The organism is Pseudonocardia sp. ICBG1034 (genome assembly GCF_020131375.1).
Classification (GTDB): Bacteria; Actinomycetota; Actinomycetes; order Mycobacteriales; family Pseudonocardiaceae; genus Pseudonocardia; species Pseudonocardia alni.
Genome location: NZ_JAHLEK010000015.1, coordinates 383,230 through 400,435, shown reverse-complemented (window position 1 = coordinate 400,435; position 17,206 = coordinate 383,230). Strand labels below are relative to the sequence as shown.

At 73.8% G+C, this 17,206-nt stretch carries 15 protein-coding genes; 8 read left to right on the top strand and 7 right to left on the bottom strand.

The window, feature by feature from the left end; translation table 11 throughout:
* Positions 1-153 precede the first annotated feature (153 nt).
* The 3 genes from KPF22_RS03515 to KPF22_RS03505 are packed head-to-tail and all read left to right on the top strand — an operon-like array spanning position 154 to position 3,607.
* Complete coding sequence (locus tag KPF22_RS03515) at positions 154-912, top strand: LamB/YcsF family protein (protein WP_208821575.1); 759 nt, start codon at positions 154-156, stop codon at positions 910-912.
* 14 nt (positions 913-926) lie between these two features.
* On the top strand, positions 927-2,930 hold the full coding sequence (locus KPF22_RS03510) for a prolyl oligopeptidase family protein (protein ID WP_224401218.1): 2,004 nt from the start codon (positions 927-929) through the stop codon (positions 2,928-2,930).
* Positions 2,927-3,607, top strand: coding sequence for an SIMPL domain-containing protein (locus KPF22_RS03505; protein ID WP_224401217.1), 681 nt, complete (start codon positions 2,927-2,929; stop codon positions 3,605-3,607). The genes KPF22_RS03510 and KPF22_RS03505 overlap by 4 nt, the downstream gene beginning before the upstream one ends.
* Positions 3,608-3,621: 14 nt before the next feature.
* Here the strand turns inward: KPF22_RS03505 and KPF22_RS03500 are convergent, their stop codons facing one another.
* Together KPF22_RS03500 and KPF22_RS03495 are read right to left on the bottom strand one after the other, a co-directional pair.
* Positions 3,622-5,238, bottom strand: coding sequence for an acyl-CoA synthetase (locus KPF22_RS03500; RefSeq protein WP_224401216.1), 1,617 nt, complete (start codon positions 5,236-5,238; stop codon positions 3,622-3,624).
* A 31-nt stretch (positions 5,239-5,269) separates the two neighbouring features.
* Positions 5,270-6,832 (bottom strand): mononucleotidyl cyclase, encoded by a 1,563-nt coding sequence (locus KPF22_RS03495; protein ID WP_208821562.1) that lies wholly within the window; start codon positions 6,830-6,832, stop codon positions 5,270-5,272.
* A gap of 161 nt (positions 6,833-6,993) precedes the next feature.
* Between KPF22_RS03495 and KPF22_RS03490 the strand changes: the two genes are divergently transcribed.
* Complete coding sequence (locus KPF22_RS03490; protein WP_224401215.1) at positions 6,994-7,668, top strand: VC0807 family protein; 675 nt, start codon at positions 6,994-6,996, stop codon at positions 7,666-7,668.
* 81 nt (positions 7,669-7,749) lie between these two features.
* On the opposite strand, the gene KPF22_RS03485 is transcribed toward KPF22_RS03490, so the two are convergent.
* From KPF22_RS03485 to KPF22_RS03470, 4 genes are all read right to left on the bottom strand, one after another.
* Complete coding sequence (locus KPF22_RS03485) at positions 7,750-8,910, bottom strand: pyridoxal phosphate-dependent aminotransferase (protein WP_208821556.1); 1,161 nt, start codon at positions 8,908-8,910, stop codon at positions 7,750-7,752.
* A 363-nt stretch (positions 8,911-9,273) separates the two neighbouring features.
* The gene (locus KPF22_RS03480; protein ID WP_224401214.1) at positions 9,274-10,170 is read right to left on the bottom strand and encodes a MaoC family dehydratase; all 897 of its coding nucleotides are present in this window, start codon (positions 10,168-10,170) and stop codon (positions 9,274-9,276) included.
* Positions 10,170-11,522 carry a 3-oxoacyl-ACP reductase gene (locus KPF22_RS03475; RefSeq protein ID WP_224401213.1) on the bottom strand — a complete coding sequence of 451 codons (1,353 nt, stop codon included), beginning with the start codon at positions 11,520-11,522 and terminating at the stop codon, positions 10,170-10,172. The genes KPF22_RS03480 and KPF22_RS03475 overlap by 1 nt, the downstream gene beginning before the upstream one ends.
* Positions 11,519-12,823 carry an acetyl-CoA C-acetyltransferase gene (locus tag KPF22_RS03470; protein WP_208821547.1) on the bottom strand — a complete coding sequence of 435 codons (1,305 nt, stop codon included), beginning with the start codon at positions 12,821-12,823 and terminating at the stop codon, positions 11,519-11,521. Before KPF22_RS03470 ends, KPF22_RS03475 begins: the two co-directional genes overlap by 4 nt.
* A 136-nt stretch (positions 12,824-12,959) precedes the next feature.
* On the opposite strand from KPF22_RS03470, the gene KPF22_RS03465 reads away from it, so the two are divergent.
* Positions 12,960-13,679 carry a TetR family transcriptional regulator gene (locus KPF22_RS03465; RefSeq protein ID WP_224401212.1) on the top strand — a complete coding sequence of 240 codons (720 nt, stop codon included), beginning with the start codon at positions 12,960-12,962 and terminating at the stop codon, positions 13,677-13,679.
* Positions 13,676-15,661: an acyl-CoA dehydrogenase gene (locus KPF22_RS03460; protein WP_224401211.1), complete on the top strand. Its 1,986-nt coding sequence runs from the start codon at positions 13,676-13,678 to the stop codon at positions 15,659-15,661. Before KPF22_RS03465 ends, KPF22_RS03460 begins: the two co-directional genes overlap by 4 nt.
* Positions 15,662-15,740: 79 nt before the next feature.
* On the opposite strand, the gene KPF22_RS03455 is transcribed toward KPF22_RS03460, so the two are convergent.
* Positions 15,741-15,926 carry a hypothetical protein gene (locus tag KPF22_RS03455; RefSeq protein WP_208821541.1) on the bottom strand — a complete coding sequence of 62 codons (186 nt, stop codon included), beginning with the start codon at positions 15,924-15,926 and terminating at the stop codon, positions 15,741-15,743.
* 199 nt (positions 15,927-16,125) lie between these two features.
* On the opposite strand from KPF22_RS03455, the gene KPF22_RS03450 reads away from it, so the two are divergent.
* Positions 16,126-16,596 carry an Rrf2 family transcriptional regulator gene (locus KPF22_RS03450; protein ID WP_208821539.1) on the top strand — a complete coding sequence of 157 codons (471 nt, stop codon included), beginning with the start codon at positions 16,126-16,128 and terminating at the stop codon, positions 16,594-16,596.
* A gap of 53 nt (positions 16,597-16,649) precedes the next feature.
* On the top strand, positions 16,650-17,132 hold the full coding sequence (locus KPF22_RS03445) for a carboxymuconolactone decarboxylase family protein (RefSeq protein WP_208821537.1): 483 nt from the start codon (positions 16,650-16,652) through the stop codon (positions 17,130-17,132).
* Positions 17,133-17,206: the final 74 nt, after the last annotated feature.

Sequence of the window (17,206 nt, the reverse complement as noted above, 5' to 3'; positions counted from 1 at the left end):
AAGCACCCATGCCGAAGGCCCGTCCGGACGCAACGGCCCGATCCCGGGCGGATCGTCGGATGGCGACCTCCGGGGATCCGGGCGAGCGGGTACCGGTCACACTGGCCCCCGGACCGCCCCCTGGACCGCGACTCCGACCCCGAGGACACGCCCGTGAGCACGATCGACCTGAACGCCGACCTCGGTGAGTCCTGGGGCCGCTGGACCCTCGGCGACGACGAGGCGATGCTCGGGCTCGTCACCTCGGCGAACGTCGCGTGCGGGTTCCACGCCGGGGACCCCTCGACGCTGCGGGTCACGACCACCGGGGCGGCCGGGGCGGAGGTCGTCGTCGGGGCGCAGGTGTCGTACCCGGACCTGCGCGGGTTCGGGCGCCGGTTCCTCGACATCGAGCCCGACGCGCTGACCGACGACGTGCTCTACCAGATCGGCGGCCTCGAGGCCCTGTGCCGGGCCGCGGGTACCCGGGTCCGCTACGTCAAGCCGCACGGCGCGCTCTACAACGCCACACGGACGCACACCGCGCAGGCGCGCGCGGTGGTCCGGGCGGTGCGGGCGTACGACCCGTCGCTGCCGGTGCTCGGGCTGCCCGGGTCCGAGCTGCTCGCGGAGGCCGAGCGGGCCGGGCTGCGCGCGGTGGGCGAGTTCTTCGTCGACCGCGGCTACACCGGTGAGGGCGGGCTCGTGCCGCGCGGCGAACCGGGTGCACTGCTCGACGACCCCGCGGAGGCGGCCGAACGGCTGGTCCGCGTGGTCGGGACGGGGACGGTGCGCGCGGTCGACGGCAGCGACGTCGCGGTCCGTGCCGAGTCCGCCTGCCTGCACGGCGACTCCCCCGGCGCCGTCGCGACCGCCCGACGGGTCCGTGACGAGCTCGCCCGGGCCGGGATCACCGTCGCGCCGTTCGTGTGAGCGATGATCGGGTCATGACGAACGACCCGCACGCCTGGCTCGAGGACGTCACCGGCACCGAGGCCCTGGAATGGGTGTCGCAGCGCAACGCCCGCACCGAGGCGCGGCTGACCGGCACCCCGCTGTTCGCCGAGCTGGAGTCGGGGATCCGCGAGGTCCTCGACTCCCGCGACCGGATCCCGTTCGTCACCGCCCGCGGCGGGCACTACTACAACTTCTGGACCGACGAGCAGCACCCGCGCGGCCTGTGGCGGCGCACCACCCCGGAGTCCTACCGGAGCGCCGACACCGAGTGGGAGGTGCTGCTCGACGTCGACGCGCTCAACGCGGCCGAGGGCGAGAACTGGGTCTGGCACGGTGCCCGGTTCCTGCGCCCGGACCTCGACCGCGCGCTGGTCGACCTGTCCCGCGGCGGCGCCGACGCCGACGTCACGCGCGAGTTCGACCTCCCGAGCCGCAGCTTCGTCGACGGCGGGTTCTCCCGGCCCGAGGCGAAGGGCGGGATGAGCTGGATCGACCGCGACACCGTCTACCTGTCCACCGACCTCGGCCCGGGCACCATGACGACATCGGGCTACCCCCGCACGGTGCGGCGGCTGCGCCGCGGCGAGGCCCTGGAGTCCGCCGAGCTGGTCTACGCCGGCGAGGAGACCGACCTCAGCATCTCGGCGTTCCGCGACCACACCCCGGGCTTCGAGCGGGACTTCCTGCGCCGGGCGCTGGCCTTCTACGCCGACGAGCTGTACCTCATCGGCGCGGACGGAACCCTCACCAAGATCGACGTCCCGGACTCCGCGATGACCGACGTGCACCGCGAGTGGTGCACCGTCGAGCTGCGCGAGGACTGGGGCTCGTTCACCGCGGGCTCCCTGCTCGCCGCCCGTTTCGACGACGTCCTGGCCGGCGCCCCCTCGTGGGAGGTGCTGTTCGAGCCCACCGACTCCTCCTCGCTCGCCGGGTACGCCTGGACCCGCCACCACCTCGTGCTCGACGTGCTGGAACACGTCGTCGACCGGCTCGTCGTGCTCACCCCGGGCGAGCAGGGCTGGACCCGCGCGCCGTTCACCGGGGCACCGGAGTTCGGCAGCGTCACCGTCGCCGCGGTCGACGCCGACGAGAGCGACGACGTCTGGCTGATCGTCACCGACTACCTGACCCCGTCGACGCTGTCGATCGCGACGGTCGGCGAGCAGCCCCGTCCGCTGCGCAGCGCGCCCGCGTTCTTCGACGCGTCCCGCCACGTCATCGAGCAGCACTTCGTGACCAGCGACGACGGCACCCGGGTCCCGTACTTCCTGGTCCGGCGCAACGACCTGCCCTTCGACGGCTCCGCTCCCACCCTGCTCTACGGCTACGGCGGCTTCGAGATCCCCATGACCCCCGGCTACTCCGGTGGCACGGGCCGGTCCTGGCTGGAGCGCGGCGGGGTGTACGCGGTCGCGAACCTGCGCGGCGGCGGCGAGTACGGACCGCGCTGGCACCGGGCGGCGCTGCGCGAGAAGCGGCCGCGGGCCTACGAGGACATGGCCGCCGTCGCCCGGGACCTGATCGACCGCGGCGTCACCTCGCGGGCTCACCTCGCCGTGCAGGGCGGCAGCAACGGCGGCCTGATGGCCGGGAACATGCTGGTCCGCTACCCGGAGCTGTTCGGCGCGGTGGTCATCCAGGTGCCGCTGCTGGACATGAAGCGCTACAGCCACCTGCTCGCCGGTGCCTCCTGGATGGCCGAGTACGGCGACCCGGACACCGACGACTGGGAGTTCATCCGGACCTTCTCGCCGTACCACCTGATCGACGACGCGGCCGACTACCCGCCGACGATCCTGCTGACCTCCACCCGCGACGACCGGGTGCACCCCGGCCACGCCCGCAAGTTCACCGCCGCGCTGGAGGCCGCCGGCCACGACGTGACCTACTACGAGAACATCGAGGGCGGGCACGGCGGCGCCGCGGACAACGCGCAGGCCGCCAGGATGGCCGCACTGGCCTACGGATTCCTGTGGGAGAAGCTGGCATGAGCGACGTCGTGATCAGGGTGCGGGGCGAGCACGAGCGGCAGGTGCCGGCCGAGCGCGGCACCGCGCTCGTCGTCGTCCGGGCGCAGGGCCCCGAGGCCGCCCCGGTGCGGGCGGAGGTCGAGCGCGGCACCGCGGCGCTCGTCGCCGACGTGCGCGGCCTGCACGACCCCGACGCCGGGCCGGTCCGGCGCTACGTCGTCGACCAGGCCCGCAGCTGGGTCGAGCAGCCCTCCTTCGAGGGGCGCCCGCAGCCGCCGGTGCACCACGCGTCGGTGTCGGTGTCGGTGGAGTTCGACGACGTCGCCCGGCTCGGCGCGTGGCTGTCCGGTGTGGACCGGTTCACCGGTGCGCAGGTCCAGGGGATCACCTGGGACCTGGCCCGCGACCACCGCCGCGAGGTCGAGCGCGCGGCCCGGCAGGACGCGCTGCGCCAGGCCGTCGAACGCGCCCAGGACTACGCCGACGCCCTGGACCTGGGCACCGTCGCCCCGCGCTCGGTCGCCGACACCGGGATGCTCGGCGGCCGGGCGGTCGCGATGAGCGCCCGGGCCGTCAGCGCGCCCGGCGGTCGGGGCGCCGAGTCCGCCGACGGCGGGCTCGGGACGCTGCTCGCCCCGGACGACATCACCGTCCGGGCCGAGGTGGAGGCCGAGTTCGTGGTCCGGCCGGGCTGCTGACACCCGGGGCGGGCTCAGCCCTCCCGGGCGGCGATCCCGCCGTGCTCGGTGCGCAGCTCCCGCTTGAGGATCTTGCCGCTGGGGTTCTTGGGGAGGGCGTCGGCGAACACGACGTACTTGGGCCGCTTGTAGCCGGCGAGCTTGTCCTTCGCGTGCGCGTCGACCTGCTCGCGGGTCAGCGTCACCCCCTGCTTCGGGACGACGACCGCGGTGACGGCCTCGATCCAGTGCGGGTGGCTGACGCCGAACACGGCGACCTCGGCGACGCCGTCGAGCAGGTAGAGCGCCTCCTCCACCTCGCGGGAGGCCACGTTCTCCCCACCGGTCTTGATCATGTCCTTCTTGCGGTCGACGACGGACAGGTACCCGTCGGCCGTCATCACACCCAGGTCGCCGGAGTGGAACCAGCCGCCGGCGAACGCCTCGGCGGTCTTCTCCTCGTTCTCGTAGTACCCCAGCGTCACGTGCGGGCTGCGGTGCACGATCTCACCGACCTCACCCGGCGGGACCTCGTTCCCGGCGTCGTCGACGACGCGCGTCTCGACGTTCAGCGACGCCCGCCCGGCCGACCCGGCGTGGCTGAGCTGCTCGTCCGGGCCCAGCAGGGTCGCCAGCGGCGAGGTCTCGGTCTGGCCGTAGAAGTTCCACAGCCGCACGTCGGGCAACCGCCGGGACAGCTCCTGCAGCACCTCGACCGGCATGGCCGCGGCGCCGTAGTAGCCCTTGCGCAGGCTCGACAGGTCCCGGGTGTCGAAGTCCGGGTGGCGCAGCAGCGAGATCCACACCGTCGGCGGGCAGAAGAGCTTGGTGACCCTCTCCCGTTCGATGGTCTCCAGCAGCCGGGCCGGGTCCGGCGCCGGGAGGATGATACTGGTCGCGCCCAGGTAGACGTCGACGGACAGGAAGCAGTCCAGCTGCGCGCAGTGGTAGAGCGGCAGCGAGTGCAGCTCGACGTCGTCGTGCTCCATCCCGCCGTCGACGACGCACGACACGTACTGGGTGATCAGCGACCGGCTCGCCAGCATGACGCCCTTGGGCCGCGACTCGGTGCCGGAGGTGTACATGAGGCGCAGCGGGTCGTCGTCGGCGATGTGCACGTCGGGCTCACCGGGGTCGCCGTCGCCGTCGATCCAGGCGTCCAGGTCGGCCCAGTCGCCGGTCGGCGCCTGCCCGGACAGCCCGATCCAGGCCCGGACCGACGCCGGCTCCGACGACTGCGCGAGCGCCTTCTCCCCGGTGGCGGCCAGCGCGTCCTCGACGACGAACGCCGTCGCCCCGGAGTGGTCGAGGATGAACGCGATCTCCTCGGCGTTCAGCATGAAGTTGATCGGCACGAGCACGACGCCGAGCCGCGCGGTGGCGTAGACGAGCACCGCGAACTGGCGGCAGTTGTGCGACAGCAGCGCGAGCCGGTCGCCCTTGGCCAGCCCCTGCTCCGCCAGGGCGGCGGCGCACCGGTTCACCGCCGCGTCGAACTCGGCGAACGTCCAGCGGGTGTCGCCGTCGACGACCGCGGTCTTGCCCGGGTACCGGACGGCCGTGCGGTGCAGGAGGTCACCGAGCGAGTGCCGTCGCACCCGCCGGATCGCCGCGGCGGTCTGCTCACTGAACCCGGTAGCGCCGTTGCCCATGGCGGCATCCTGCCCGAGGACACCCCGACAGTCACGTACGACTGTTCTCCCCGGACCCGACGGGCGCGGCGGTGTCCTGGGCGTCCTCGGCCGGCACGCAGACCCCGGTCGGCTCGTCCCGTCCGCGCAGCGTCACCGACTCCCCGGCCCGCCACCGCGCGGCCTCCGCACCGGCGGCGTCGACGGCCCGCGCGGACGCGACGACCATCCCCGGCACGGACTTCGCCAGCTCGGTGAGCCGGGCGGCCTCGTTCACCGGGTCGCCGATCACGGTGTACTCGTAGCGGCGCGGGTCCCCGATGTTGCCGGCCACGGCGTCGCCCGCGGACACGCCGATCCCGGCCTCGACCTCGGGCATCTCCTCGGCCAGGCGGGCGCCCAGGCAGCGGGCGGCGCTCAGCGCGGCGCCGGGGGCGTCGTCGAGGTCGAGCGGGGCACCGAAGACCGCGAGCGCGGCGTCGCCCTCGAACTTGTTGATCCACCCGCCGGCCTGCTCCACGCACTCGACGACCACCCCGAAGAAGCGGTTCAGCACCGCCACGACCTCCTCGGGCGGGCGGCGGGCGGCCATCGCCGTCGAGCCGACGAGGTCGACGAACAGCACGGCGACCGGGCGCACCTCGCCGCCGAGCCGGATGCCGTCGCCGCGCGCCGAGGCCGCCTCGGCGACGTCGCGACCGACGTGGCGGCCGAACAGGTCGCGGATCCGCTCCCGCTCGCGCAGGCCCTCGACCATGCTGTTCGTCCCGGCCTGGAGCTGGCCGAGCTCGGTGTTGTCGTAGACGGGCAGGCTCACGTCGAGGTCGCCGTCCTGCACCCGGGCCAGCGCACGGCGCACGGCCAGCACGGGGTCGGCGATGGCGCGGGCGGCCCCGAGCGTCGTGATCAGCCCGACCCCGATCGCCGTGCCGCCCAGCGCGAGCATGGTGACCGCGAGCTGGGTGGGCGAGGAGTCGCCGAACACCAGCGCGACGAGCCCGGCCAGCATGATCCCGGAGATCGGGACCGCGGTGCCGAGCGCCCAGAACCCGACCGAGCGCAGCATCACCCCGGTGACCAGGCGACGCCGCTTCGGCGGCCGTCCGGACAGCACCCGGGCCGCGGCACGGCGCAGCATCCGCTCGACCAGCAGGTAGGACAGCGACGACGTGGTCACGCCGCCGATCAGCACGGTGGCGGTGACCGAGAAACCCAGCCGGCCGGAGTAGCGCAGGTTCAGGAAGCAGAACAGGACCGCGGCCACCATCCACAGCAGCGCGACCATCGACGAGATGCGGGCGGGCGCCCGCAGGACCAGCGCCCGCTCGTCGGCCTGCGGGTCGCGTGAGGAGCGGCGCAGGGTCAGCTTCCGGCGGCCGAACCAGATCCCGACCGGGACCGCGACGAGCAGGTAGATCCCGAACACGACGAGGTTGACCAGCCGGATCTCGACGGCGTCGAGCAGCTGCTCGCGGGGCAGCACGAAGGCCGCGATGACCAGCACCACACCGCCGCCGATGACGTTCGCCGACGCCACGACGAGGGCGAGCAGGGCCCGTACCGGCAGCCCGACGACCTGGCGGCCCGGCCGCGTCGCGGGTCGCTGCGCATCCATGGGCCGGAGTCTAGGCCGATCGAGTGAGCTGGGCCGCCGGAGATCGGGACCGGTGGGTGGAGAACCGATCTCCACCCGGGGTCGGCCCCCGGGTGGATCCGGGAGGGGGTCCGCGCGCGGGACCGTCGTCGGGACCGATCCGCCGTGCTCCGGAGGCACCGATGACCCCGACCACCACCCCGAGGGCCACACCGTCGGCCACCGCCCCCGCGGGCCGCGGCGCCGTGCTGCGGCAGACCGTGGGCTCGCTGCTGGTGGACGCGGCGCTGCCCTACCTCGTCTACGTCGTGCTGACCGGGCAGGGCATGTCCGACGTCGCGGCGCTGGCCTGGTCCGCGCTGCCGCCCGCGCTGAACGTGCTGGTGCAGGCGGTGCGGCACCGCAGGCTCAACCCGGTCGGGATGATCGTGCTGGTCACCCTCGCCGCCGGGCTGGCGACGTCGCTGCTCAGCGGCGACGCCCGCTTCGCCGTGGCCCGCGACGCGATCCAGAGCGTCGCGTTCGGGCTGCTGCTCGCCGGGTCGCTGGTGGTCGGGCGCCGACCGCTGGTGTTCCACGTGTGCCGGTTCTTCGGCAGTGCCCGGCGCCCCGACCTGCCGGAGCTGATGGAGCGCCAGTGGGCGGCCAACCCGGTGTTCCGGCGGACGCTGCGCCGCGCGACGGGCGTCGCGGCGCTGGTGATGGCGCTGGAGGCGGCGCTGCGGATCACCCTGGCCTACACGCTGGCCCCGGTGGTGGCGCTGCCGATCCTGTCGGTGCAGTCGATCGTGGTGTGGGCGGCGATGTCGGCGCTGCTGGTCGTCAGCGTCAAGCGGGCGGCGCGGGCGGGCCGGTGACCTCCAGCGGGTCTCGCAGCCGCTCCCGGTCGGCGCCGACGACGACCGGCACCCGGCTCGCTCCCGGACCCGGCACCGCGGTCACGCCCGCAGCCCCGCGAGCCGCCCGGCCGCCTTCTCCAGCACGTCGTCGCGCTTGCAGAACGCGAACCGCACGAACGGCCGGTACGCCCGCGCCGCGTCGGGCGACGGGCAGAACACCGACACGGGGACGGCGGCGACCCCGCACAGCCCGGGCAGCTTCCAGGCCAGGTCGACGCCGTCGTCGAACCCGAGGGGGCGCGGGTCGGCGACCACGAAGTACGTCCCGCGCGGGGTGAGCACGTCGAACCCGGCCGCCCGCAGCCCGGCGGACAGCAGGTCCCGCTTGCGGGCCAGGTCCGCGGTGAGGCCGGTGTAGAAGTCGTCGCCCAGGGCCAGCGCGTGCGCGACGGCGGGCTGCAGCGGGGCGCCGCCGTGGAAGGTGAGGAACTGCTTGACCGCCCGCGGCGCGGCGACGAGCTCCGGCGGGCCGTGCACCCAGCCGACCTTCCAGCCGGTCACCGAGAACGTCTTGCCCGCCGAGGAGATCGTGAGGGTGCGGTCGGCGAGTCCGGGAAGCGACGCCATCGGCACGTGCCGGGCGTCGTCGAAGACCATGTGCTCGTACACCTCGTCGGTGACGACGACCGCGTCGTGCGCGACGGCGAGCTCCCCGACCCGGGTCAGCTGGTCGCGGGTGAGCACGGCGCCGGTCGGGTTGTGCGGGGTGTTGACCAGCACCACCCGGGTGCGGTCGGAGAACGCGCCGGCCAGCGCGACGTCGTCGAAGCCGAAGTCGGGCGGGAGCAGCGGCACGGTCCGCAGCGTGGCGCCGGCCAGCGCGACGGCGGCGGCGTAGGAGTCGTAGGCGGGCTCGAAGGCGACGACCTCGTCGCCGGGGCCGCAGAGCCCGAGCAGGGACGCGGCGATCGCCTCGGTCGCCCCCGTGGTGACGACGACGTCGGCCGGGTCGACGTCGAGGCCGTACCAGCGCTGCTGGTGCGCGGCGACGGCCTCGCGCAGCGCGGGTACGCCCGGGCCGGGCGGGTACTGGTTCAGGCCGCGCTCGGTGATGTTGGCGGCGGCGTCGGCGAGCAGGGAGGCCGGACCGTCGGTGTCCGGGAAGCCCTGGCCGAGGTTGATCGCACCGGTCTCGACCGCGAGGCGGGAGATCTCGGTGAAGATCGTCGAGGTGAACGGGCGCATGCGCTCGACCAGCATGGGCCCGACACTATCCGGGTGGGCGGGTGGCGCAGCTCCTGATCGAGGTTCTGCGCGAACCCGTGCCGGTCCGCGGACGCCGGTGGGTTCCACCGCGCCGGGACGAGCTCCTCCGCCCGACCTAGTCGAGTCCGCGGACGATGTGGGACTCGTCGTCGTGCTGCTCGTCGGTCTCGATCGAGATGTCCTCGTTCATCGCATGGCCTCCTCACGGATGTCGGATGACGAATGATGGACACAGAGGAAGACGTCCGTCATCGGGAAAACGTTGCTGTACCGGCCTGTGGACCGATCCAGAATCACCCGACCGGGTGAGCAGACCTGCCCACCCGGTCGGGGTCGTTCCTCGTCCATGCGTCGGGTCTACCCGCCGATGCGGCCGACCAGGTGGAGCTTTTGCGCGTCCTTGGCGCTGCGCAGGGCCAGTCCCCACGCCCCGCCTGCGGCCTGCTCGGTCACGAGCTCGGCCTTCGCCGGGAGCAGCACCGGCCTGCGGAACACGACCTCGTAGGTGCAGGCGTCGGGGACCCGGCCCTCCAGCGCCGCGGCGGCGTGCGCCGCGGTCCACATGCCGTGCGCGATCGCCCGCGGGAAGCCCATCGCCTTCGCGGTGAGCGGGTGCAGGTGGATCGGGTTCACGTCACCGGAGACGGCCGCGTAGCGGCGCCCGATGTCGCCCGGGACCCGCCACAGCGCGTTCGCCGGCCCGGTGGGCACCGGCGGCTCGGCGATGTCGGCCGTGCCGTCGCCGCCCACCGGGCCGTCCGGGGCCGTCGCCCCGCGGGCCAGGTAGGTGCTGCGCCCCTCCCAGACGGTCTCCCCGCCCGCGGAGACCTCGCCGATCAGATCCACCTGCGCCCCCTTGGGGTGGCGGGTGAACCGCTCGGCCCACACCCGGACGTCGAGCGTCTCGGTCGGGGTGATCGCCCGGTGCACGGTGATCCGGTTGGCGATGTGCACCAGTCCGGGCAGCGGCAGCGGGAACGACCGGCCGGCCATCAGCACGACCTGCAGCCCGAAGGTGAGCATGTGCGGGTAGGTCACCGGCAGGGCGTTGCCGACCCGGAACCCGCAGACCCGGGCGTAGTCGGCGAGGTGCCCCTGCTCGACGGTGACGCCGCGGCGGACCAGCTCGGTCGCGGGGAGCGACCGGCCGGAGCCGCCGGGCAGCGCCGCCCGGGCGGCCGCGGATGCGTAGTACTGCCCCAGCGACGGCGGGCCGGGCAGCTCGGTGACCTTCCGGTCCTCGGCCACGGTCATCAGGCCCCCAGCATCGACTGGCCGCAGACCCGCACGACCTGCCCGTTGAGCCCGCCGGACTCGGCGCGGCCGAACCAGCCGATGGCCTCGGCGACGTCGACCGGCAGCCCGCCCTGCTTGAGCGAGTTGATCCGGCGGCCGCCCTCGCGGGTGGCGACGGGCATCGTCGCGGTCATGTCGGTCTCGATGAACCCGGGCGCGACGGCGTTGATCGTCGCACCGCGCTCGGCGAACCGCGGGGCGAGCGCCCGGACCATCCCGATCACACCGGCCTTCGAGGCGGCGTAGTTGGTCTGGCCGCGGTTGCCCGCGATGCCCGACTGCGACGACACGCAGACCACGCGGCCCGCCTCGTGCAGCGGGGAGCCCTTCGCCAGCAGCGCCTCGTTGATCGTCAGCTGGGCGCCCAGGTTGACCGCGAGCACCGAGTTCCACCGGTCCTCGGTCATGTTCGCGAGCAGCTTGTCGCGGGTGATGCCCGCGTTGTGCACCACGATGTCGACGCCGTCGTGCCGGTCGGCGAGGTGCGAGAGCAGCCGGTCCGCCGCGTCCGACGCGGTGATGTCCAGCTGCAGCGCGGTGCCGCCGGTGCGGTTCGCGGTGCGGGCCAGGCCCTCGCCGGCCGCCGGGATGTCGACGGCGACGATCGTCGCGCCGTCGCGGGCCAGGGTGTCGGCGATGGCTGCGCCGATGCCCCGGGCCGCCCCGGTGACCACCGCGATGCGCCCGGCGAGCGGCTGCTCCTCGGCGCGCGGGTCGTCGACCTCGGCCGGCTCCCGCGGGTTCCCGACCGGTGCGGCGACGTGCGCGACCTGGCCGTCGACGTAGGCGGAGCGGGCCGACAGGAAGAACCGGACCGACGAGTCGATCGCCGCGGGGGTCACGTCGGAGGTCACCACGAGCAGGTTCGCCGTCGCGCCGAACCGCAGCTCCTTGCCGATCGAGCGGACCAGGCCGTCGAGCGACTGGGCGACGGCGGCCGCCTCGGCCCCGGACGCCTCGGCGGGCTCGGCGCCGATCAGCAGCACCCGGCCCGAGGGCCCGAGCCGCTTCACCGCGGGGGTGAGGATCTGCTGGGCGGCGGCGAGGTCGGCCAGGGTCCGCGCTCCCGACAGGTCGACGACGACGCCGTGCAGCCGGTCATCACCGACCGCCGTGAGCGCGGGGACACCCTGCTCCTCGACGAACGCGGTGACGGCCTCGGCGAAGCGCGACCCGCCGACCGACGCGACGAGCACCGGGCCGGCCAGCAGCGGGTCCCCGGGGCGGTGCCGGCGCAGCGTCGGCACCGTGGGCAGCCCCAGCTGCTTGGCGATGCCGGTGTTGGACAGGGTCGCGAGCAGGTCGCTCATGCCTTCTTCGCCTCCAGGATCGCGACGACGCCCTGGCCGCCCGCGGCGCAGATCGAGATCAGGCCGCGCTGGTCCTTCTTCTCCGTGTCGGCCTTCTCCCGCAGGAGCTTGGCCAGGGTGGCGACGATCCGCCCGCCGGTCGCGGCGAACGGGTGCCCCGCGGCGAGCGAGGAGCCCGCGACGTTGAGCTTCGCGTCGTCGACGGTGCCCAGTGGCGCGTCGAGGCCCAGGCGCTCCTTGCAGAAGCGCGGGTCCTCCCAGGCCTTGCGCTGCACGAGCACGACCGAGGCGAACGCCTCGTGGATCTCGTACAGGTCGAAGTCCTGCAGGGAGAGACCGTTGCGCTCGAGCATCCGCGGGACGGCGAACACCGGCGCGGTGAGCAGCCCGTCCGGGCCGTGCACGTAGTCCACGGCCGAGGTCTCGGCGTCGACGACGTGGGCCAGCACCGGCAGCTTGTGCTCGGCGGCCCACTCGTCGGAGCCGAGCAGGACGAGCGCGGCGCCGTCGGTCAGCGGGGTCGAGTTGCCCGCCGTCATCGTGGCGTCCGGGCCCTTCCCGAAGACCGGCTTGAGCTTCGCGAGCTTCTCCACCGAGGAGTCCGCGCGCAGGTTGTTGTCGCGGGTCAGCTTCAGGTAGGGCGTGACGAGGTCGTCGAAGAAGCCGCGGTCGTAGGCGGCGGCCAGGTTGTGGTGGCTGCGCGCGGTCAGCTCGTCCTGCTCGGTGCGGCCGATGCCCCACTCCAGCGCGGTGCGCGCCGCGTGCTCGCCCATCGACAGGCCGGTGCGCGGCTCGGAGTTCTCCGGGATGTCCGGGACGATCTGGCCCGGCCGCAGCTGCCCGACCAGCTTGAGCCGGTCCACCGCCGTCTTCGCGGCGTTGAGCCTGACCAGCACGCGACGCAGGTCGTCGTTCAGCGCGATCGGGGCGTCGGACGCGGTGTCCACACCGCCGGCGACGCCGGACTCGATCTGGCCGAGCGCGATCTTGTTGGCGACGGCGATCGTCGCCTCCAGGCCGGTGCCGCAGGCCTGCTGCACGTCGTAGGCCGCGGTGGCGGGGTTCAGCCGGGAGCCGAGGACCGCCTCGCGGGTCAGGTTGAAGTCGCGGGAGTGCTTGAGCACGGCGCCGGCCACGACCTCACCCAGGCGCTCGCCGGCCAGCCCGAAGCGGGCCACCAGACCGTCGAGCGTCGTGGTGAGCATGTCGAGGTTCGAGGCGGAGGCGTAGGCACCGTTGGCCCGCGCGAACGGGATGCGGTTGCCGCCGATGACGGCGGCGCGCCGGGTGCTGGCTGGCATGGGGGTCGTCCCTCCTGGATCGGGTCCCGCCCCACCCGATCGGGTCACCGCGCTGCACGCGGCTCCGGGCGGGCGGAGCATCAGCTCGTGGTTCGTCGTTACCACGGGGTAGCCGGTACTCAAGGTACACGGTACTATGGGTTTCGTGAAGGCCGGACGGGACAGACGCGACAGCCGATGGGACGCCCACCGCGAGCAGCGGCGGGCGGCGCTCGTCGGGTCCGCGATCGGGGCCATCCGCCGGCACGGCGCCGGCATCGGGATGGACGAGATCGCCGCGTCCGCCGGAACCAGCAAGACCGTGATCTACCGGCACTTCGGCGACCGGGCCGGCCTCTACACCGCGATCTGCGAGTCGGTGGCCGGCGTCCTGCTGGCCGAGGTCCGGCGAGCCACCGCCGAGGCCCTGTCCGACGCGGGCCGCGGGCCGCGGGCGGCCGTCGCGGCCGGCATCGACGCCTACCTCAGGCTGATCGAGATCGACCCGGAGCTGTACCGGTTCGTGGTACAGCGACCGCTGCTCACCCAGGGCACCACCCGGCGCGCCCCCACCGCCGACACCGGCCGCACCGAGACGAGCGACCCGGTCAACGACCTCGTGACCGTGATCGGCGACGAGGTGGCCGTGGTCATCGCCGGCAACCTCGGCACCGCGACGGGGACCGGCACCGACCCGCGGGCCGCCGCCCGCATCTGGGGCCACGCGATCGTCGGCCTCGTCCGGGGGGCGGCCGACGACTGGCTCGCCCGCCCCGACGGCACCCCCCGCGAGCGGATCGCCGCCCATCTCACCGACCTGGCCTGGTCCGGACTGTCCGGCCTGGCATCGCACGTGCAGCAGGAGGTTCAGTCATGACCCGCAGCACCCTTCCGAGCCCCGACGCCGTCCCCGCCGAGGCGCTCCGCACCGTCGTCGACGGGCGCTGGGCCCGGGCCCGGCAGGAGACCCGCGAACAGCTGGCGGCCAACGCCGAGATGCGCGCGGACCCCGACCTGAGCTCGGCGCAGTACCGCGAGTGGATCACCGACTCGCTGAAGTTCCTGACCTCCTCGGGCCGCCCGCACACCGGGTTCGATCCGTCGGTCGGCGGCCAGGGCGACGTCGGCGGGGTCGTCGCCGCGTTCGCGATGCTGGCCTACGGAGACCTGTCGCTGCTGGTCAAGGCCGGCGTGCAGTGGGGCCTGTTCGGCGGCGCGGTCCAGGTACTCGGCACCGAGCGGCACCACGAGCAGTACCTCCGCAAGATCATCGACGGCGAGCTGCTCGGCTGCTTCGCGATGACCGAGACCGGGCACGGCTCCGACGTGCAGCACCTGCACACCACGGCGACCTACGACCGGGAGGCGGGCGAGTTCGTCGTCCACACCCCGTACCCGCAGGCCCGCAAGGAGTACATCGGCAACGCCGCGCGGGACGGCCGGATGGCGGTCGTGTTCGCCCAGCTGATCACCGGCGACGAGAAGCCCGGCGTGCACGCCTTCCTCGTGCCGCTGCGCGACAGCGACGGCAGGACCCTGCCCGGCGTGCAGATCGGCGACGACGGCCGCAAGGCCGGCCTCAACGGCGTCGACAACGGACGGCTGGCCTTCGACCACGTCCGCATCCCGCGCGAGAACCTCCTCAACCGCTTCGCCGACGTCGCCCCGGACGGGACGTACTCGTCGTCGATCGAGAACGAGACGGCGCGGTTCTTCTCCATGCTCGGCACGCTGGTCCGCGGCCGCATCTCGGTGGCGGGCGGTGCCGGCGCGGCGACCGAGAAGGCGCTCACCCTGGCCGTGCGCTTCGGCGAGCGCCGTCGCCAGTTCGCCAACCCGGCGACCGGCGAGGAGATCGCGGTCCTCGACTACCTCGCCCACCAGCAGAAGCTGCTGCCCGCGCTGGCGACGACGTTCGCCCTGCACTTCACCCAGGACGACCTGGTCCAGCGGATGCACGACATCCAGGCCCCGGGCGCCGGACCGGTCGGCGCACGCGAGCAGCGCACGCTGGAGCAGTCCGCCGCCGGGATCAAGGCGATCGCGACCTGGCACGCCACGCACACCATCCAGACCTGCCGGGAGGCCTGCGGCGGCGCGGGCTACCTGGAGGAGAACCTGCTGCCCGCCCTCAAGGCGGACACCGACGTGTTCACCACGTTCGAGGGCGACAACACGGTCCTGCTCCAGCTGCTGGCCAAGGAGCTGCTGTCGGACTACGGCCGCACGATCAAGAAGGGCAACCCGCTCGAGATCGCGCCGCTGCTCGGCCGTCAGCTCGCCGGGGTGCTGGCCGAGCGGACCGGGGCCGCGTCGCTGACCCGGCGACTCCCGTTCCGCGGGATCGACCTGACCGACCGCACGCGCCGCCGGGAGCTGCTGGCCGTCCGTCGCGAGGACACCCTGGCCGCCGCGATCCGCAACCTGGCTCCGGCCATGCGCAAGGGCAACGACGAGTTCGCCGTCTTCAACTCCGCCCAGGACCTGCTGCTCACCGCGGCCCGCGCGCACGTGGACACGCTGGTGGAGGCGTCGTTCGCGGACAAGCTCGTGACCGTCGACGACCCGGCGGTGCGCGCGCTGCTGGAGCGCGTCTACGACCTGCACGTGCTCACCGTGATCGACCGCGAGCGGGCCTGGTACCTGGAGACCGGCCGGCTCACCGCGGCCGAGTCCCGCTCGATCCGGCCGCTGGTCAACGGGCTGTGCGCCGAGCTGCGTCCGCACGCCCGGACCCTGGTCGACGGCTTCGGCGTCCCGGACGAGTGGCTGGCCTGCCCGATGCTCGACGACGAGGCGTGGGCCCCGGCCCCCGGCCGTCCGGCCGAGCCGCTCACCGACCAGGTCGAGACCGGCTGAGCCGCGACCACCCCGCACGACCGACGGCCGGCCCCGGAGCTCCCGGGGCCGGCCGTCGGTCGTCTGTCTCAGAGGCGGGTCAGGCCTCGAACCCCAGCGCGTCGACCACGGCGCCGATCGTCGACGAGAGGTCGGCGACGGTGTCGTCCACGTACTCGGCGATCGGCGTGATCTCCGCGGCGTTGGCGGTGCCGGTGGCACCCAGCATCACGAGCGGTGCGGCGACGGCGGCAGCGGCCAGACCGGCGATACGGCGCTTGTCCATGACGGTTCCTTCCTTCGGGGGAGCTTTCGTACGCCCCGAGGGTGGAAGACCGGAGCGTCCGATTTCCAGGTTCCGGCAGTACCTGTAACCGACCGCTTACATCGATGCGTGTGCCGTCACCTGTCGGACACATCGACGGAGACGGTGGTCACCCGCGAAACCTGGACAACGAATATCCTGGATATGTAGTGTCCACTTCATGCGGATGGGACAGGGCGTCGAGTGGGCGCTGCACTGCTGCCTGAACCTGGCCTGGGTCGGCGACGCCGTCCCAGGCGCCCGGCTCGCCGGGTTCTACGACCTCCCGCCCGCGTACCTCAACAAGCAGCTCCAGGCCCTGGTCCGGGCCGGGGTGTGCGAGTCCGTGCCCGGCCCACGGGGCGGGTTCCGGCTCGCCCGGCCCGCGGACGAGGTGTCCCTGCTCGACGTCGTCGTCGCGGTCGAGGGACCGGAGGACGCGTTCCGCTGCACCTCGATCCTCGGTGCGGCGCCGGGCGGGGACCCGTCGCTCGACTACTCCGGCCACTGCGCGATCTCGCTGTCCATGCGCTCGGCCGAGCTCGCCTGGCGACGCGAGCTGGCCGGCCGCTCGCTCGCCGAGGTCGCCGCGGACGTCGTCCGCACCGCCCCGGACGCACCGCAGCGCGTCCGGGCCGCACTCGCACCGTGATCGCACCACCCACGACACCGTCCACGAACGCCACCGACCCGAAGGGGACCGTCATGGAACCGCGCATCACCCGGCCCTACCGCCACGTCCCGGACGGCTACCGCGCGCTGCTCGCGCTGGAGGCCTCCACCCGCGACGACGCCGTCCTCCCCCGCGCCGTGCAGGAGCTCGTACGACTGCGCGCCTCGCAGGTCAACGGCTGCGGGTTCTGCGTGGACATGCACTCCCACGACGCGCTGGAGGCCGGGGAGAGCATCGAGCGCCTGCTCGCCGTGTCCGCCTGGCGGGAGGCCCCGTGGTTCACCCGCTCCGAGCGCGCCGCGCTCGCGTTGACCGAGGAGCTCACCCGGCTCGCCGACCGGACCGACGCGGTGCCGGACCCGGTGTGGGAGGAGGCCGCCGCCGTCTTCGACGAGAAGGCGCTGATGCAGCTCGTCCTCACCGTCGCGACCATCAACGCCTGGAACCGGGTCAGCGTCGCCACCCGGCAGGTCGCGGGGAGCCACCGGCGCGCCGCGGCCGCGGGACGTCCGTGACCTTCCCCGCGCATCCGCGGACCGGCTGGGCACGGCGTCCCACGCTGGGGCAACATCGTTTCCGTGCCCCGCCC

Excerpts from the sequence above, each read along its gene's own strand:
- KPF22_RS03510 (WP_224401218.1), top strand. The coding sequence starts at position 927 with ATGACGAACGACCCGCACGCCTGGCTCGAGGACGTCACCGGCACCGAG.
- KPF22_RS03505 (WP_224401217.1), top strand. The coding sequence starts at position 2,927 with ATGAGCGACGTCGTGATCAGGGTGCGGGGCGAGCACGAGCGGCAGGTG.
- KPF22_RS03500 (WP_224401216.1), bottom strand. The coding sequence starts at position 5,238 with ATGGGCAACGGCGCTACCGGGTTCAGTGAGCAGACCGCCGCGGCGATC.
- KPF22_RS03495 (WP_208821562.1), bottom strand. The coding sequence starts at position 6,832 with ATGGATGCGCAGCGACCCGCGACGCGGCCGGGCCGCCAGGTCGTCGGG.
- KPF22_RS03490 (WP_224401215.1), top strand. The coding sequence starts at position 6,994 with ATGACCCCGACCACCACCCCGAGGGCCACACCGTCGGCCACCGCCCCC.
- KPF22_RS03485 (WP_208821556.1), bottom strand. The coding sequence starts at position 8,910 with ATGCTGGTCGAGCGCATGCGCCCGTTCACCTCGACGATCTTCACCGAG.
- KPF22_RS03480 (WP_224401214.1), bottom strand. The coding sequence starts at position 10,170 with ATGACCGTGGCCGAGGACCGGAAGGTCACCGAGCTGCCCGGCCCGCCG.
- KPF22_RS03475 (WP_224401213.1), bottom strand. The coding sequence starts at position 11,522 with ATGAGCGACCTGCTCGCGACCCTGTCCAACACCGGCATCGCCAAGCAG.
- KPF22_RS03470 (WP_208821547.1), bottom strand. The coding sequence starts at position 12,823 with ATGCCAGCCAGCACCCGGCGCGCCGCCGTCATCGGCGGCAACCGCATC.
- KPF22_RS03465 (WP_224401212.1), top strand. The coding sequence starts at position 12,960 with ATGGGTTTCGTGAAGGCCGGACGGGACAGACGCGACAGCCGATGGGAC.
- KPF22_RS03460 (WP_224401211.1), top strand. The coding sequence starts at position 13,676 with ATGACCCGCAGCACCCTTCCGAGCCCCGACGCCGTCCCCGCCGAGGCG.
- KPF22_RS03455 (WP_208821541.1), bottom strand. The coding sequence starts at position 15,926 with ATGGACAAGCGCCGTATCGCCGGTCTGGCCGCTGCCGCCGTCGCCGCA.
- KPF22_RS03450 (WP_208821539.1), top strand. The coding sequence starts at position 16,126 with ATGCGGATGGGACAGGGCGTCGAGTGGGCGCTGCACTGCTGCCTGAAC.
- KPF22_RS03445 (WP_208821537.1), top strand. The coding sequence starts at position 16,650 with ATGGAACCGCGCATCACCCGGCCCTACCGCCACGTCCCGGACGGCTAC.